The organism is Candidatus Gromoviella agglomerans, from assembly GCF_021065005.1.
Lineage (GTDB): Bacteria > Pseudomonadota > Alphaproteobacteria > CAJXXZ01.
Genome location: NZ_CP069247.1, coordinates 196,514 through 213,280 on the forward strand (window position 1 = coordinate 196,514; position 16,767 = coordinate 213,280).

At 31.9% G+C, this 16,767-nt stretch carries 14 protein-coding genes and 1 tRNA gene; 7 read left to right on the forward strand and 8 right to left on the reverse strand.

Annotated elements, in window-relative coordinates; translation table 11 throughout:
* Window positions 1-16: 16 nt before the first annotated feature.
* The 3 genes from Gromo_RS00775 to Gromo_RS00785 all read right to left on the reverse strand — a co-directional run bounded on the left by Gromo_RS00775 (window position 17) and on the right by Gromo_RS00785 (window position 3,118).
* Window positions 17-104, reverse strand: a tRNA-Ser gene (locus tag Gromo_RS00775).
* Between the two features lie 118 nt (window positions 105-222).
* Window positions 223-1,593: a cysteine--tRNA ligase gene (gene cysS / locus Gromo_RS00780; protein WP_231159082.1), complete on the reverse strand. Its 1,371-nt coding sequence runs from the start codon at window positions 1,591-1,593 to the stop codon at window positions 223-225.
* A gap of 73 nt (window positions 1,594-1,666) precedes the next feature.
* Window positions 1,667-3,118 (reverse strand): glutamate--tRNA ligase, encoded by a 1,452-nt coding sequence (locus Gromo_RS00785; protein WP_231159083.1) that lies wholly within the window; start codon window positions 3,116-3,118, stop codon window positions 1,667-1,669.
* A 133-nt stretch (window positions 3,119-3,251) separates the two neighbouring features.
* Between Gromo_RS00785 and Gromo_RS00790 the strand changes: the two genes are divergently transcribed.
* A complete protein-coding gene (locus tag Gromo_RS00790) occupies window positions 3,252-3,923 on the forward strand; it encodes a hypothetical protein (protein WP_231159084.1) in 672 nt (223 codons plus the stop codon).
* 528 nt (window positions 3,924-4,451) lie between these two features.
* Here Gromo_RS00790 and Gromo_RS00795 read toward each other — a convergent pair.
* Complete coding sequence (locus tag Gromo_RS00795) at window positions 4,452-5,039, reverse strand: hypothetical protein (RefSeq protein ID WP_231159085.1); 588 nt, start codon at window positions 5,037-5,039, stop codon at window positions 4,452-4,454.
* 28 nt (window positions 5,040-5,067) lie between these two features.
* A complete protein-coding gene (locus Gromo_RS00800) occupies window positions 5,068-5,529 on the reverse strand; it encodes a hypothetical protein (RefSeq protein WP_231159086.1) in 462 nt (153 codons plus the stop codon).
* A 288-nt stretch (window positions 5,530-5,817) separates the two neighbouring features.
* Between Gromo_RS00800 and Gromo_RS00805 the strand changes: the two genes are divergently transcribed.
* Both Gromo_RS00805 and Gromo_RS00810 read left to right on the forward strand, forming a co-directional pair.
* Window positions 5,818-6,237: a winged helix DNA-binding protein gene (locus Gromo_RS00805; protein ID WP_231159087.1), complete on the forward strand. Its 420-nt coding sequence runs from the start codon at window positions 5,818-5,820 to the stop codon at window positions 6,235-6,237.
* A 246-nt stretch (window positions 6,238-6,483) separates the two neighbouring features.
* Window positions 6,484-7,395, forward strand: coding sequence for a hypothetical protein (locus Gromo_RS00810; protein WP_231159089.1), 912 nt, complete (start codon window positions 6,484-6,486; stop codon window positions 7,393-7,395).
* A 158-nt stretch (window positions 7,396-7,553) separates the two neighbouring features.
* On the opposite strand, the gene infC is transcribed toward Gromo_RS00810, so the two are convergent.
* The gene (gene infC / locus Gromo_RS00815) at window positions 7,554-8,126 is read right to left on the reverse strand and encodes a translation initiation factor IF-3 (protein ID WP_231159091.1); all 573 of its coding nucleotides are present in this window, start codon (window positions 8,124-8,126) and stop codon (window positions 7,554-7,556) included.
* A 182-nt stretch (window positions 8,127-8,308) separates the two neighbouring features.
* Here infC and murA point away from each other — a divergent pair, with 182 nt between their 5' ends.
* The 3 genes from murA (at window position 8,309) to dnaE (ending at window position 14,551) form a co-directional block, all read left to right on the forward strand.
* On the forward strand, window positions 8,309-9,643 hold the full coding sequence (gene murA / locus Gromo_RS00820; RefSeq protein ID WP_231159092.1) for a UDP-N-acetylglucosamine 1-carboxyvinyltransferase: 1,335 nt from the start codon (window positions 8,309-8,311) through the stop codon (window positions 9,641-9,643).
* A gap of 250 nt (window positions 9,644-9,893) precedes the next feature.
* Entirely contained in the window at window positions 9,894-11,075 is a 1,182-nt protein-coding gene (locus Gromo_RS00825; protein WP_231159093.1) for a hypothetical protein, read from the forward strand.
* 50 nt (window positions 11,076-11,125) lie between these two features.
* The gene (gene dnaE, locus Gromo_RS00830; protein ID WP_231159095.1) at window positions 11,126-14,551 is read left to right on the forward strand and encodes a DNA polymerase III subunit alpha; all 3,426 of its coding nucleotides are present in this window, start codon (window positions 11,126-11,128) and stop codon (window positions 14,549-14,551) included.
* Between the two features lie 486 nt (window positions 14,552-15,037).
* On the opposite strand, the gene plsX is transcribed toward dnaE, so the two are convergent.
* Together plsX and rpmF are read right to left on the reverse strand one after the other, a co-directional pair.
* The gene (plsX, locus tag Gromo_RS00835) at window positions 15,038-16,048 is read right to left on the reverse strand and encodes a phosphate acyltransferase PlsX (protein ID WP_231159096.1); all 1,011 of its coding nucleotides are present in this window, start codon (window positions 16,046-16,048) and stop codon (window positions 15,038-15,040) included.
* Between the two features lie 4 nt (window positions 16,049-16,052).
* Window positions 16,053-16,238 carry a 50S ribosomal protein L32 gene (gene rpmF, locus Gromo_RS00840; protein ID WP_231159102.1) on the reverse strand — a complete coding sequence of 62 codons (186 nt, stop codon included), beginning with the start codon at window positions 16,236-16,238 and terminating at the stop codon, window positions 16,053-16,055.
* Between the two features lie 27 nt (window positions 16,239-16,265).
* Here rpmF and Gromo_RS00845 point away from each other — a divergent pair, with 27 nt between their 5' ends.
* Window positions 16,266-16,742 (forward strand): nucleoside deaminase, encoded by a 477-nt coding sequence (locus tag Gromo_RS00845; RefSeq protein WP_231159104.1) that lies wholly within the window; start codon window positions 16,266-16,268, stop codon window positions 16,740-16,742.
* Window positions 16,743-16,767: the final 25 nt, after the last annotated feature.

Consider the following 16,767-nt stretch of genomic DNA (forward strand, 5'->3'; position numbering starts at 1 on the left):
AATAAATAAAATTTCTTGGAGGAAAGAGAGGGATTCGAACCCTCGATACTTTTCAGTATACACACTTTCCAGGCGTGCGCTTTCGTCCACTCAGCCATCTTTCCAGATTTCATTTTAACACGAAATAACGATTTGTAAAATGAAAAACACTAAATATCTATTAAAACAAGCATCATGATGAAACACTAATAGATATATCGATTATCGATCCACGAATACTTATTATTTTTTCACAAAATGCACTTGAGTTCCATTTTTTCCATCCCTCAAGTCAATTCCAATTTCTATAAGTTCTTTTCTTATTTTGTCAGCTGTGACATAATCTCCTCGCTTCTTAGCTTGATTTCGTTCATCAATCATCAAATACACTTTTGCCATCAATTCTTCATCAGCATTTGCAACATCATTTTTATTAAAAATTCCCAAAAATTTCATTGAAGCACAGAGAATTCTTCTCGATATATTGTATTCAACCTCAGAATCAGATGAAGTTTTCGTCAATTCATGCAAACGTGCAATCGCCATAGGAGTATTTAAGTCATCCATCAAGCTTTTTAATACCACTTCATCAACGACCTCTGCTCCGGATTCATCACAAAAACTTACAAGTTTTTCCAAAGAACGCTTGGACTGAACTAATGACTCATGAGACCAAACGACATCTTTTCGATAGTGAGATGAGAGAAAAAAATACCTCACAACCGGAGCAGAATACAACTTAATTGCTTCTTTAACAGATATAACATTCCCCTTTGATTTTGACATTTTATCCGACTCATCTCCACTTTTAATGGTAATCATTCCATTATGCATCCAAAAATTAGCAAGATTATTTGATGAATGACAACATCTAGACTGTGCATTTGTATTTTCATGATGAGGAAACATCAAATCATGACCTCCTCCATGAATATCAAAATATTTCCCTAAATATTTATATCCCATAGCCGAACACTCTATATGCCACCCAGGTCGCCCTTCACTCCAAGGAGACATCCATTTTGGTTGATCAACACAAGGCTTCCACAGAACAAAGTCACTAAAATTTCTCTTTATGTCCATTACATCGACTCTCACTCCTGACATTATTTCACTTTGGTTTATTTTAGAAATCTGACCATAATCTTCAAATTTAGAGACATCAAAGAACACATTTCCATCAACTTCATACGCAAAACCTCTTTCTATAAGAGAGCAAATCATACTTATCATATCATCTATATGATCTGTAGCTTTTGGCTCAAATGTTGGAGGAATATTATTCAATGCACTCATATCTTCCTGAAATGATTGCATTACATTTTCAGTTAATTCACTTACTGAAACTTCACTTAATTGTGCTTGTCGAATGATCTTATCATCAACATCAGTAATATTCCTCACATAAACCACATTTTCATAAAGATACCTTAACAATCGAAAAAGAACATCAAACACAATAGTTGGCCTTGCATTACCAACATGAATATTCTGATATAAAGTTGGTCCACATACATACATTTTAACTTGATCATTAATTGGATAAAGAATCTTTTTCCGCTGTTGCAAACTATCATATAGATATAAATGCATACTTTTTGATAATTTTCTCATGATTGTCTTCAATTTTTTTAAGATTATAATTCAATTGCTGACTTAATAAACATAAATTTTTGAATGTAGCAAATCAAGAATTTAGGTATTTAATTGCAGAATTTAACCTATGCAATACAACTGTTTTATCGAAAAACCTAAAGATATCAGCCATTTTCGGACCATGCTTCATTCCAGTAATAGCCAATCTCAATGGCATAAAGAGTCCTTTACCTTTTAATTCAGTCTCGTTTGATATTGCATTTGTCCATATACTCCAATTATCAGAGTCAAAGGAAATCGGCAGGTTCTTTTTAGCAATTTCAAAAAAATTTGAATCTACAGTATTTAAAGTATCACGATACTCATCCTTTGTAGCAAAAAAATCAATTAGATCATATTCATTTTGATTAGATACAATATTCTCATACAGATCTATCTCATCAAAAAATATTTCTCGCCATTTGTTTAAGAATTCAAGAGATGTCATATCTGATCTAATGCACTCCCACATATCTTCGTTTAGCCAACTGAGATCGTATTTCAAATTAGACTGAATCAGTTTTTTGAAACTCATGCGACTTATTAATTTTTGGTTAATAACCCATAAATTATCAAGAGAGAAACGCACATCTGAATTTCCCAAACTTTGAAAAAAATTCTCCAGACCTTTTTGTCGAATATGCTCGATTAATTCGCTCATATTATCAAAATCTAGCATTTCACTAGAACCAAGGGATAAAAGATAATTGTTAATACTCATTGCAATCACTCCAGCATTTCTCAAAGAATCGATACTTAAGCTTTTCGCTCTTTTTGAAAATTTACTACCATCCTCATTAGAAAGTAATGGCAAATGAGCGAACTGCAATTTATCAATAACACACTGTACAGATTCATAGCTTAATGTTAAATCTTTCATTTTTAATGGACCATTATTTTTCAACGCACACAATATCGCATGCATCATCTGAATCTGAATTGCAGTGTTAGATATATGATCTCGCCCTCTGACTATATGAGTAATGCCCATTACTATATCATCTATAACAGAAGCAAGCAGATAAGTTATAGATCCATCACTTCTAAAAACAATCGGGTCACTTGTCATGGATATAGGCTCATGCTTTTCTTTTCCTCTGATAAGATCATTCCAAATCACTATATCCTTTTGAATCTCGAATCTCCAGCAGCAACTTTGAGTATTCTGAGTTTCAGCCTCGGCTCGTCTAACTCGGTTTGACTCAGTTAAGCTTGTAGATGAGTATATAAAATTTGCCTCTAACAGCAATTTGAACACAGATTTGTAATATTCCTGCCTTTCAGATTGCTGCAAAATTCGATTACAAAAAATTCCCAACCAATTCATATCACAATAAATATTTTTAATAAAATCTTCTCGAACAAGAGGAGCATTTGTATCGTCTATTCTAAGACAAAGTTCTCCATTTAAAATTTTCGCAACAACATAATTCACAAGTGCAGAACGGCAATTTCCAGGATGCATAGCTCCACTTGGAGCAGGAGCAAATCTAAGGATAGGCATTGAAATAATCTTAATAAAATCAATTTTTATTCTACATAATAGCAATATTTAGGCAAGTTTTATAAAAAAGTATTGACTCTAACAATCCAATCCTACATCATATTACCGTCTTGTAGTTTTTAATCTTAAAGTTATGAAATCTTTTAAGAATAGATTGGCAGCTCTACTTTCTGCTGTCACTTTTTGTAGCCATATGAATAATGTTACCCATGCAGGTCAGATTGACTCTTCTGTATCAGGATTTTTAGCATCTATTGGTGTAGCTGGTATTACTAGTCAATCAGGAGAAGCAGCTGCTGTTAATTTAGAAATTGGATACAGAGGCGAATACGTTTCTGGACGTCTATACACATCTTTGGGAGCACACTTTCCTGCATCTTTGGCAAGACAGTATGGAATCGGAGATCAAAAAGCTTTTGAAGAAAAGATGGGTAGTATTTTTAACACCGAAGATGATGAAGGTAAAACAATAATGAATCCTATGGATAAAAAGACTGCTTTTCTTCTTAAAGTTGGAGTAAAAGTCTTGGCAGAGCTCAATGCAGCAAGTGCTGGTTTGTTCGGAGAAGTATGGCTTATTTTCAGAGAAGCAAGTAAATATGATGGATTTGCATTTGGTCCTTGTGTTGCTGTAAAAATGGGTGATATGTTTGAGTTTTGTCTTTCTGCAGGAATTAAATTTAATGGAGATTTGAAGCATAAAACCCCTGATAGCGATGAGGAAGAGGTATTCAAAAGAGCTCACAGCTATATTGCACAGGTTGGAGTTAACGTCAATCTCATTAGCCCAGACAGCGACGAATAATCTCTTTTCTTAGCTCTGTTGCGTAATTCATTGAATAGCAAGATAAATTCTGCTTTCTTTGTTTTGCGCATTTTTTCATATTATCATTTTCATTGATGCATCATCTTGTTTTATATTTTTGACTGCATTATGAAAAGTTTGATCGTTCATAGCTTTTGCATATTTTTTCATATATTAATATATTATCATTTTCACTAATGTGTGATTTTTTGTTGCATTATGCAATCTTTTATCTTACTATTTGCGTACTTTTTTGTTGAAACTGCAATAGTGATTATATACAATTTTTTTTTGTTGAAAGAATTGCAATTTTCATAATTTCTCGAGATTTTTTGAAAATATTTGCAACAATTCATATACATTAATTGTTTTATGTTCATACCAACAACTCCAACAATGTGAGTAATCAAAGGCTCTAAAAAAAATATTAGACAAAACATAATTCGCAAAAATACAACGAGCTGAGAAAATGATAGAATGCAAGGAAAATCATGTGTATAACTAGTGAATCGCAAAAATAAAGAAGTATCAAAAAAAATCAGAGACGTCAAACACAACCTTGTGATCTTCATTAGATATAACATCTCTTGGAATTTTTACACTACAAGACTTCTGAATATCTTCGTACTTTTGAAAGTATTGATTATTTTTATTAATAGATATTAATGAAAACCTATCTCGTTTTATAGTCACAAATACGTTCCTATACTTCGTGAGCTCCAACTTACATGGCTTGGGTTCATTTGACTTTCCAATGGCAGTAAAACTGCCATACAAAAATACTGCAACCAACCTCTTTCTCATTTTGTCAGTAACTTTAATAGGATTAATATTTTTATTTGGAATAGGATATCTAATGTATATCATCATAGATGAATAATTTTCCATATACAACTTTTGCAAGTTATCAAAATAGTACTTCGGCGGAGAGTTTCTAATTAATTCAGCTAATTCTTCATCGTAAATAAAAACGAGATGCATAGGCATAGACATACAATCATTCATATCATTATCAGCTTGTATTTTGATAGTATTTAACCTACAATGATGCTCTTTCTTCTTTTCAGTACATCCAACAAGCAAAAAAGCAAATACAGCAAAGATTTTACAGAACATAAGCGTATATAAAAGCTCAATCTGTATTCTATATCTTATCGAGAGTGCAGTAAATATTATGTGACTTTAATTCATTAATCTTTTTATTTGCAGCATGACTATCGTACTTTTCTTTGCTCACGACATAAAATAATCCATCTATATTAATGACTTCTGTGTCATATTTGTGCTGATTCATCAACTTTTGCACCATAATATTTGCCAGATTGAACCTCTTAAATGATCCAAAACTAATCACATAATCATTTTCAATCAATACATCATGCTGTTGTTTATGAATTTGCGCGTACATATCCTCATTGTTTCTCAGAATATGTGATAACAGCAATCCTGAGATCGCAAAAAGAACACCTAGACACATCAAAGAAAGACTAAATATTATAAATGGTTTTTTAAATACTGTTACAGTATCAGAATCAATTTTAGGAGTCAAAACTTGAGGAATTTCTTTAGACAAATCATCTTTCACCCATATTATTTCGTTTTGCATAATGTTAAGATTCGTTTTGTATTAAGTTACGATTTAATCATTAAAAAAACGTGAAGTTTTTTTTGAAGATATACATTAAAATTCTGAATGATGTATCAAAAAAAGATCGATTAGTTATAAACAGAGTAAAAAAATATATAAATTATATAATAAGTATTTTACAATTTACACCTGATTAATAAAAACTAATACTTGATTTTTAATTAAAAATTAAATATATTAATGCTAATTGTAAACAGAATATTTTAAACTCACTTCATGAACTCGCGCAATTATTTTGATGTATTCATGTCCGCAAGCAGAATAAACAAGCTATTTTTAGATGTGCTAAAATTTGAGCTTGATAAAATGAATATTACAGACATAACAAGTGTACAAGCAGTTATATTGTACAATATCGGAAGATCAAAACTATCAGTTGGAGATATTATTAGTAAAGGATATTATATAGGCTCAAATGTATCATACAATATCAAGAAAATGATCGATGCTCAGTATATCTTGCAGGAAATTTCTGAATACGATAAAAGGATCAATCAAATTCAACTTACTGAGAAGGGAATGGATCTATACGAAAAAATTCATGAAAAAATCATAAAATACGGATTAGGAAAAGAAGGAATAAAAGTGCAATCAAATGATATAGAATCGACTTTCAAAAAGATGTATGTAATAGAATCTGCACTGAATTCCATCGCAAAAAGATAAACGATTCTGTAAGAATTATTCTAATGCATTAACAATTTTCTTCAAAATTCAAGATCAGCATTTAATACAGTGTTAGATAATAATATTATAAGATTCACTAAAAACACAAAATAAAGATATGGCCTTACTAAGCAAAGAACAAATCAGCTTATGAAACATTTACGATATTTTTAATAAATTAATATATATCAAATAAAAATATCACATGCATTTTGAAATTTTAATATGACGAGCTACATAAACCCAATGAATTACTACATTCTCAAAAGAATATTTTTCAACAACATAGATTGTGCAAAATTACTGTTTAGTACACTTGATATTGGAATAAATGAACTACCATCAGACAATGAATTAATAGATGTTAAGACGCAGTTTGGATTTTTAAGTGCGTTTGAACTTAGTGATATGTCAAGTGTGATGATATTTCATGACTCCGACTCAATTTTTGTTGGCATTTTCTCTGAAGGAGTTTTAGTAAAAATAGACGAAATGTTAATAAAAATCTTTGAAAAGGCCTATAGCAGCGTATTTCGAGTATCTCAGAAAATGAAATTAAAAGACTTAAATATTTTGTTTTTTTCTAAAAAGCACCTATTCAATCAAATCAACGTATTCATTCACGAATATATATCAAGTATCGCACAACAAAGATTTGCAGAAGAGAAAGATCAACCGCGAGTATCTATGTTTGATAATGTGAAAGTAAAGATAGTTGAACTACATAAGGGATTTTTATACTCACAAAACAACCTTCTGAAAATAATTTGCGGATTCTTATGCGGCAATCAAATATATTTTGACGAATCTGATAATAGTTTTTATTTTCATTCTAATACTCTTGAGTTGAATAAATCAGAAACTCCAACATATGTAAATCTAATAGATGAAAATGAAATAAATATAATAAAATATATGCTAAATATGATAAAACCAGTATCTTTTTCAAACGAAGAATTGATGTACTATTACGACAATCAATCCAAAAGAGCAAAATTGCTAGATGTACAAAAAGATGCATTTGAGGAAGGATTTAAGTTAGGACACTACGACGGTAGAATAAGCACAGCCTATTTGATAAAAAGCCTTTTATCTGAGAAAAATCCAAACATTGACGAATTTTTGACGAATTTATGCTACATAAAAGCAGATGAGTAAAGCGAATTCAATACTAGCAAATTAACATATATGATGTAATATTTAAATGCAACTTAATCGAAACGAGTATCAAAATTATTAAAAATAAATAATATATGTCAACAAAAAAAATCTAGCATATAAGAAATATCTCGACATAAAAATTTTTCCGTAAAGATTCATACCTTCACAGATAATGGAGAGAACATCATATACAATCTCTTTCTTTCCATTTTAGGCTCAGCACCGATCTTTCCAACTTCAGAAAGATCTTTCTTTATTCTATCAACAACTCTGTATGCGATATCCTTATAATCAAGCTCGCGCCCTCTAAATATGACCGATATCTGAACCTTATCATTATCTTGCTGTAAAAATTTTATAGCCTGTTTTATTTTCACTTCATAGTCATGATCATCAATTCTAGCAGTGAAGCGAATTTCTTTCACTTCAATAGCCTTGCTATTCTTTTTCATCTTTTTCTGCTTCTTTCTTGCTTCATACTCTTCTTTAGAAAAATCCAATATCTTGCAGACTGATTGAGGAGCATTTCCAGAAACTTCAACCAAATCGAGATTTGCATCTCTAGCCATTGTCATCGCAGTCCTCAGCGGGACAATTCCATTATCATTACCTTCCGCATCAATTAATCTCACAGATTCTGCTAAAATCTCTTCATTTATCCTATAATTCAACACTCTATTTTGTACTTCTTGAAAATTTTTTCCTGATCTAATATGTCTATTCAACAAAAAAACCTCTTTAAAAAAACACCAGACTACATGTTAGTCAAGAATAGTAAACGAATCAAGCTTATTACGTAAGCAAAAATTCATATAATTCCAAGAGCAAAAAAAAGTCCAACGTTATAAAGAATTGTATAGAATAAACAAGCAAAAATTCATATAATTCCAAGAGCAAAAAAAACAGTGAAATGGAGAAAAAAATTATAGTATCAGGAAAAGAAATAATGTCTGGTGAGATAAAAATTCAGGGAGCAAAAAACTCATCTCTCCTTTTAATTGCATGCAGTATATTGACAAATGATGAATTGATCTTGAGAAATATTCCCAACATCACAGACATTTTTAACATGATCGATCTATTACAGGAATGCGGAGTAAAAATAGATTTATCAAAAGAACAAAACCACAACAATTCACCAACGGATGGTGTTTCTTATGAAGCAAAAATGAAATACATAGGTAGACCAAAACTATCAGAAATAAAGTTCAGCGATAAAGCTGGAAAGATTCGCACTTCAATCATCTTATTGGGGCCATTGTTATCTCGGGGCATCTCAGTAATTTTAGAAAAACCTGGAGGATGCAACCTCAACCTCGGCACTCGCGCAATAGACATGCACATAGACGCATTAACAAAAATGGGGGCTACAATTACAATAAACGAAAACGAAGGCAAGGAATATGTCTTCGCACAAGCTCCTAAATCATTACAATCAATCGACTACACATTTCGACAAATATCAGTCACCGCAACTGCAAATGTAATCATGGCTGCATCTCTTGCAAATGGAAGTAGCATACTGAGAAACATCGCAATAGAACCAGAAATCGTAAATCTTATAGAAATGCTAAAATGCATGGGAGCTCAAATCGAATTCATATCAGAGCGAACAGTATCTATCACTGGAGTGCAAAATTTAAGAGGCACAAAACATGATGTAATTTTAGACCGAATCGAAGCTGGAACGTATATGATACTAGCCGCCGCAATTGGAGAAAAGGTCAAAATTCATATAGATCCATCTCTTGTAAAAAATACAACCGAAACTCTGAGGTTAATTGGAGCTTCAATCAAAGAATACGATGAACATGTAGAAATAAGTAGATCAAATCTAAGAGCTATTAACCTCAAAACAGGGCCATATCCTGAATTTTCTACAGACCTACAACCCCAATTAGTATCAATACTTTGCATCGCAAATGGAAAATCAGAAATTGAAGAGACAATGTTTGATAACAGATTTCACCATGTCAATGAATTAAAAAAAATGGGAGCAAGCATCACTCTTGAAAAATCACAAAAATCTATCGGAAGCATCATTCACATTAACGGAGTGAGCAAATTAACACACGCATCAGTTGATGCTCATACTCTAAGAGATGCAGCAGCAATGGTGATCGCTGGTTTAATATCGACAGGAGAAACTCACATCAATAATATCGAGAATCTACACAGAGGATACGGAAATTTGGTTGAGAAGCTGAAATCATGCAAAATGAATATCAAGTACGAAGAAGTCTAATAACCATCAGTCATAACAAAATAATTTGAATGTTATGAAATTAACCAAGTAACCATCAATTATAACAATCGCCTCACAAAGAATCTTATAGCAGACACTGAGAGTATCATCAAAAAGATTCAATCAACACTCCCAGTTTAACGAAAAAATAACATTTGTAAAACTAAACTTGCACAGTCGCACATACATTTTTCTAATGTTTGATAAATATAAAAAAACCATACCAGCTATTTTATGCTTAGTGTTAGTAATGGGAACTGAGGGCACATTGGTCAACGGAACACTATATAAATTTGATAAAGGAAGAATTTCCACTGCAAAATTAGGATCAAACGGCATAAAATTCGATTCAGATAATAAAGTACCAAATGTACCGATTCAGACAAATCAATTTATTACACAACAAAAAAAGCCAGAATCAAGAATACAACAAACACAATACTTGCAGCCACCACCACAACCATACCAGCAGCCACAGCCATACCAGCAGCCACAACCATACCAGCAGCCACAGCCATACCAGCAGCCACAGCCATACCAGCAGCCACAGCCATACCAGCAGCCACAGCCATACCAGCAGCCACAGCCATACCAGCAGCCACAACCATACCAGCAGCTACAAATTCAAACCCCTAGTAGAATAATAATAGAACAAACAAAAACACAAAGCTTTGAAGAAATAAATGGCTCACATTTCTTGTGGCTAGATGTAGATGCAATCAAAAATACAGTATATGAACCATTTGAAAAAATCGCATTTGGAATAAATTATGGTGCATTTAAACAAAAAGCTATACCAGGCAAGCCATTTGTAAATATAATGAATAGAATATCTCAATCTTTATTATACTTAAGCGAAAATCAAGTAACATATAGAGCGATTAGTTTTAAATTTTATGCAAAAAATGGAATAGAGTTGTACAAGACTCCTCATATCCCTCAAACTCAAACAAAGTCGAGCTCAATCATAAATGACAAAACTTTCTACCAAAATAGTTGGAAGTCAGGAATGTATAAACATATCACAGGAGCAGAAGCAATTAACAATCATGATATAAAAAATATAGCCATCACTTTGAATCCAATCGAAGTAAAATTGTACTCTTATGACGAAGGAATGAAGAGAAGATTCGATGTCTTTGTAGTAGTGGAAATTGGCGAAATAGTAACTAATCCATCTGAAGAGGTTTTAATCATAGAAGTTCCGCCGTATAAATTTAATATATCAAAAGTACAAAATTCAAATATTGCAGTAAAAAATGGAGATTTATACTCTAGCAATAATATAGATCATAAATTAACTACTAAGAAACTGTGTATTAATGGAACTAACCCTGCATTACGTGGAGAAACTCCAAGAATTTTGATGAATAAAGACATTGCAGATAAAATTTTGCATGAAGAAAAAAGTAATAGACAATATCAATATTGAATATACATTCAAAACAAAATACCATCTATGCATCTAAGAATTAGTGAATTTTGAAAATAGAAAAGAATGAAATATGCGAAGTATCATACGTATCTCTAAGAAACAGAACAGATTATTCCCTTTTAGAATGTCCGATGCATGTAGACACTCTTATTGCAGCATCAAAAGAGATAGGATTCCCCGCTATTGCAATAACTGATAACAATAATTTATTTGGCGCAATAGAATTTTCGACAAAATGTATAAAAAACTCTATACAACCTATAATCGGATGCCAAATGTATGTAGCAACAAGAAATGATAAAAACAATATAGAATTAACATCGATCATAATTTATGCTCGTACGGAAATTGGATATAAAAACCTCATAAAAATCAACACATTATCACATATGAATAAAAATGAGATGTATAAAAAAATCACAATCAACGATTTAATCAATAACAAGGATGGACTATCAATAATGTTTGACTTTCAAAATGATCTAAAAAACAACATAAACATAGGAGTGTTTAAGCAAATTAAAAAGGTATTTCAAACTGAATTTTACGCAGAAATATCCAGAAATAGATTAATACGAGAAGATATAAAAGAAACAGCTACAACAAAACTGTCATCACAAGAAAATGTTCCCATTATTGCCACAAATGATGTTTTTTTTGAAAAAAGAGAAGATTATAGGGCATATCAAGTTTTGAGATGCATCGATCGCGGAGAGTATATATCAAACTTTACAGATACATACGTCACAGAAGAGAATTACCTTAAATCTTTCACAGAAATGGAAATACTTTTTTCAGATATGCCAATAGCACTCAAAAACAGCGTACACTTAGCCAAAAAATGCAATTTTTTACTGCAAAAAAGAAATACAATTTTTCCAAAATTCTCTTGCGTGAGATCTGAAGAAGAAGAACTCGAAGTAAGAGCAAAAATTGGATTGATAAAAATATTCTTACGCAAGCAAAATCGATCCGTAGAAGAAATAGACGAAGCAGTATCATATAAATCAGACATTTCAAGCATAAACTCTCAACTTCAAAAAATAGTTCCAGAAAATTATGCCACACAAATCGAATACGAATTATCAGTAACATCAAAAGTTGGATTTTCCGGATATTTTCTCATTGTTGCAGATTTTATTTCATGGGCAAAGAGTAATCATATTCCAGTAGGACCAGGAAGAGGTTCTGGGGCAGGATCTGTAGTTGCTTGGAGCTTAAGTATAACAACAATAGACCCTATAAGATTTTCATTGCTGTTTGAAAGATTTCTAAACCCAGATAGAATAAGCTTACCCGATTTCGATATAGATTTTTGCCAAGAAAGAAGAAATGAAGTAATAGAATACGTGAAGCAAAAGTATGGGTATGATTGCGTCGCTCATATAATTACATTTGGTAAATTACAACCAAAAGCAGCTTTAAAAGATATCGGCAGAGTAATGCTTATGCCATACACATTAGTAGATAATATTGCACAACTAATTCCATTTTCTGCTATTCAGCAGGTTACTCTGAGCGAAGCAATAGCAAAAGAAAAGAAATTACAAGAAATGCAAGATAAAGACGCAAAAATAAAAGAATTATTTTCAATTGCACTAAAATTAGAAGGAACTAACCGACATGTATCTGTTCACGCAGCTGGCACAGTAATATCACCTGAACCAATCCTAAATATCATTCCAATATATAGAGAAATTGATTCTGATGATATAATCACTCAATTTCATATGTATGGAGTGGAAGAATCTGGATTAATAAAATTTGATTTTCTTGGATTAAAAACTTTAACTGTAATAAAAAACACAACAAATTTTGTTAAACAGTACAGAAATATAGATGTGGATATAGATTGTATAGACCTCAAAGATCAAAATACCTTCAAAATATTGAGAGATAAAAAAACCCTAGGAGTATTCCAACTTGAAGGTTCAGGTATGAGCGATGTTCTTGAGCAGCTAAAAATAGATGAATTTGAACAGATAATCGCGTTAGTTTCACTGTATAGACCAGGCCCAATGGAAAATATATCTCAGTATATCTCGTGCAAAAATGGAGAAGAAGAAATATCTTACGCATACCCATGCCTCGAACCAATTCTGAAAGAAACATATGGCATTCCTGTATATCAAGAGCAAGTAATGAAAATCGCTCAAACTCTTGCAGGATACAGTCTTGCACAAGCGGATTTGTTGAGACGAGCAATGGGTAAGAAATTACCAGAAGAAATGAAAAAACATGAGAATGTATTCATAGAAGAAGCTATGAAAAATCATGGAGGGCAAAGAGAAAAAGCTTCATCAGTGTTCAACCAAATCGCAAAATTTGCCGGGTATGCATTCAACAAAGCACACGCAACATCGTACGCTATGATATCGTACCAAACAGCATATCTCAAAGCGAATTATACCATAGAATTTTTCACGGCTCTCTTGACAAGTGACATACAACAATCAGAAAAAATTGCTCATATAATTCAAGATATAAGAAAGTTTAATATAGAAGTACTCCCTCCAAATATAAATAGCTCTATGGTGAAATTTTCCATCGAAAATGGAGGAATTCGATACGCAATATCAGCAATAAAAGGTATAGGCATGCAATGCGCAGAATCAATAGTAAGAGAAAGAGAAAAAAATGGACCTTACTCATCAATACACGACTTAATCTGTAGATTGTCTGACACATCAATCAACAAAAAACAGCTAGAAAATCTTATCGCAGCGGGAGCTTTCGATCAATTACACAACAACAGAAGAGATATATATGAAGGAGTCAAAGATATTCTAAATAATAAAAACACTCAACTATTATTTTCATCACAAATATTTAACTCTGATGCTTCTAATTGGTCAATTCATACTAAAATGCAAAAAGAGTTTGAGGCTATGGGTTTTTATCTATCAAAACATCCAACTGAATTATACAAAGATTATATATCTCATATTTCAGCTCTAAATACAAAAACCATATTCACAAGTCAAGTAAAACAGGCAAAAATTGTAGCAACTATCATAATCATAAGCAAAAAACTAAATAAAATGAGAGAAAAATACGCGTTCGTCACATTATCAGACAATCATGGTATGTGCGAAATGACGATTTTTCCAAAAATTATGCAACAATACGAAGATATACTACGAGAAGGAGAAAATTATCTCTTTCATGTTTCATGCAGAAATCAAAATGGAACAATCAGTCTATCATGCATCACAGTTCAGCAATTGACAGATGCAGTCATAGATAATCTGTCGGCAATAACATTTAGAGTAAGTAACAAAGATGAAATAACAGAAATAAAGAATTTGCTAAATCAATCAAATTCCAATAATCTGGCAAAAACGAGTGCAAAAATCTATATTATATTGCAAATTGAAAATCATCAAATCAAATTCAGAATCAATAACTCTGTTAAAGTTACACCAAAATTAATGCAGTTTTGCTATGAAAACAATGCTAAAATCGAGTGGTAAATTCTTGAATATCATGCTCAACAATATCGTACTGATAAGAGATCGAATCTTATAAACAACACAAATATCTTATAACAACAACAGAATGAAATAGATATTATAAATCATTGATCAGACTAAAAGTTAAAACACTCAATTAAAAGACTACAATATACACTTTCGACTCTTCATGCATGAGTGAATAGCAATCATACTTCCCAATTATTGAAAGAAAATAACTCAAATTATCAGAAATATTATTGAAATCAACAAGTAATTAAGAATATTCTCAAATTTTATAGATGAATCCAACCAACTAAAATCGAAGGTTCAAGTTAAGATCATATAACAAAAAACATACTCAATAGAGTATAAACTGATAAATTACAATAAATACCAAGTTGGGCAACAAAATACATAATAATTATACAAATTACAATCCTAATCATAAGATTAATGACAAAAAATCATATCACAGCAATGAAATATCACATATAGATAAAAATACTACAAGCAATTTCCTATATCATGTACAATATGCTCATTCAGATTGCTCTCTATTATATCAACGGCAGTTTTTATAGCACAATAAAATGCAAAAGCATCAGCTGAACCATGACTTTTCACTGCAACACCCTTCAATCCTATCCAAAACGCACCATTATACAGACGAGGATCAAATAAATCTTTTACATTCTTGAAAGCTTTCTTCAATAAAAATGCACCAACTTTTGCAACAATTGATTGATTAACCTCCCTCTTTATTTGAGCCATCAGTACTTTTATAACTCCCTCGGCAGTTTTTAGAGAAATATTCCCAGTAAATCCATCAGTCACATATACATCAGCTTTGCCAAAATATATATCATCACCTTCAAGAAAACCCAAAAAATTCAAATCCTCAGCCTCCATAAGCTTTCGAGCAGAAATGAGAGTATCACTTCCTTTGTAACTTTCAGTTCCAACATTTAGCAACGCAACCGAAGGATTCTGCTTTTTTGTCACATAACGAGCATACAGACTCCCCATAATAGCAAATTGTACTAAAATCTCTGCAGAACAGGATAAATTAGCTCCCAAGTCAAGCATTACACTCTCTCCCACCTGAGTTGGAATTTTGCTTATAATCGCAGGCCTTCGAATACCATCTATTGATCCTAAAATGGATTTCGCAAGAGCAAGATATGCTCCAGTATTACCAGATGATAAAGCTCCATGAGACTCTCCACTTGCAACAGATTCCAAGCACAAACGCATACTTGAGTCTTTCATCCTTTCACTAATTGCTCTCGATATAGAAGTATCATTAGTGATAACGGAAGACGAATCAACGGAGCGAAATCTATTCAATAATGAAGAGTGTTTTGACGCAGATTTCTGTATTGCAACACTATCTCCAAACAACAAAAAATACACACCAGGCATAGCATTAGCAGCCATAGCAACGCCATCTATCAATACATCCAATCCACGATCACTTCCCATACAATCTACAGAAAGTATACAACTCCCATTCATACAACTAATTATCTTTCTTTATATCCAAAAAAGGTTTGCCATTATAAAATCCACACGACATGCAGACGTGATGAGGATATTTATCGCTATTACAATTCGTACAAACAGAATGTGCCCTAAGCTGAACCGTTCTTTGTCCTCTACGTAACTTTCTTTTATGTAATGAAGTCTTTTTCTTTGGAACTGCCATATTAGTAATAAAAATATATAATAGAATGTGTATAACAAATTTCGTTTTAAAGCAAGAGTGGAATATAAAAAGGTATTATCAAATATGAAGAAATTACTTGAATTTGCAAAGAATAGTTTGGTTAAGGATGAAGATATTTATTCATCTTCTGTACCAGTATTTGCAATGATTACTGACCTAAATGGACAGGTCATTTCAATAGCAAGAAATAGCTTTATTGAACCAATTGACCATGCAGAAATCATTGCCATGAAGTGTGTTCATCAGAAATATCTGCATAATTATTACTTATTTGTAACTTTAGAGCCATGTCCAATGTGTCAGCATGCAATAGAATTAAAAAGACTCAAAAATGTATTTTTCGGTGCTTATAGAGATTTTACTGTCAATAATCATTCTGAGTTTATTGGAGGCATCTGCGAAGAAGATTGCTCTGAAATGATTCAAAATTTTTTCAAGAATATTAGAAAATATAATGAATCACAAACACTCATTACAAAATAATGTAAATTTGTTTTTTATACACTTG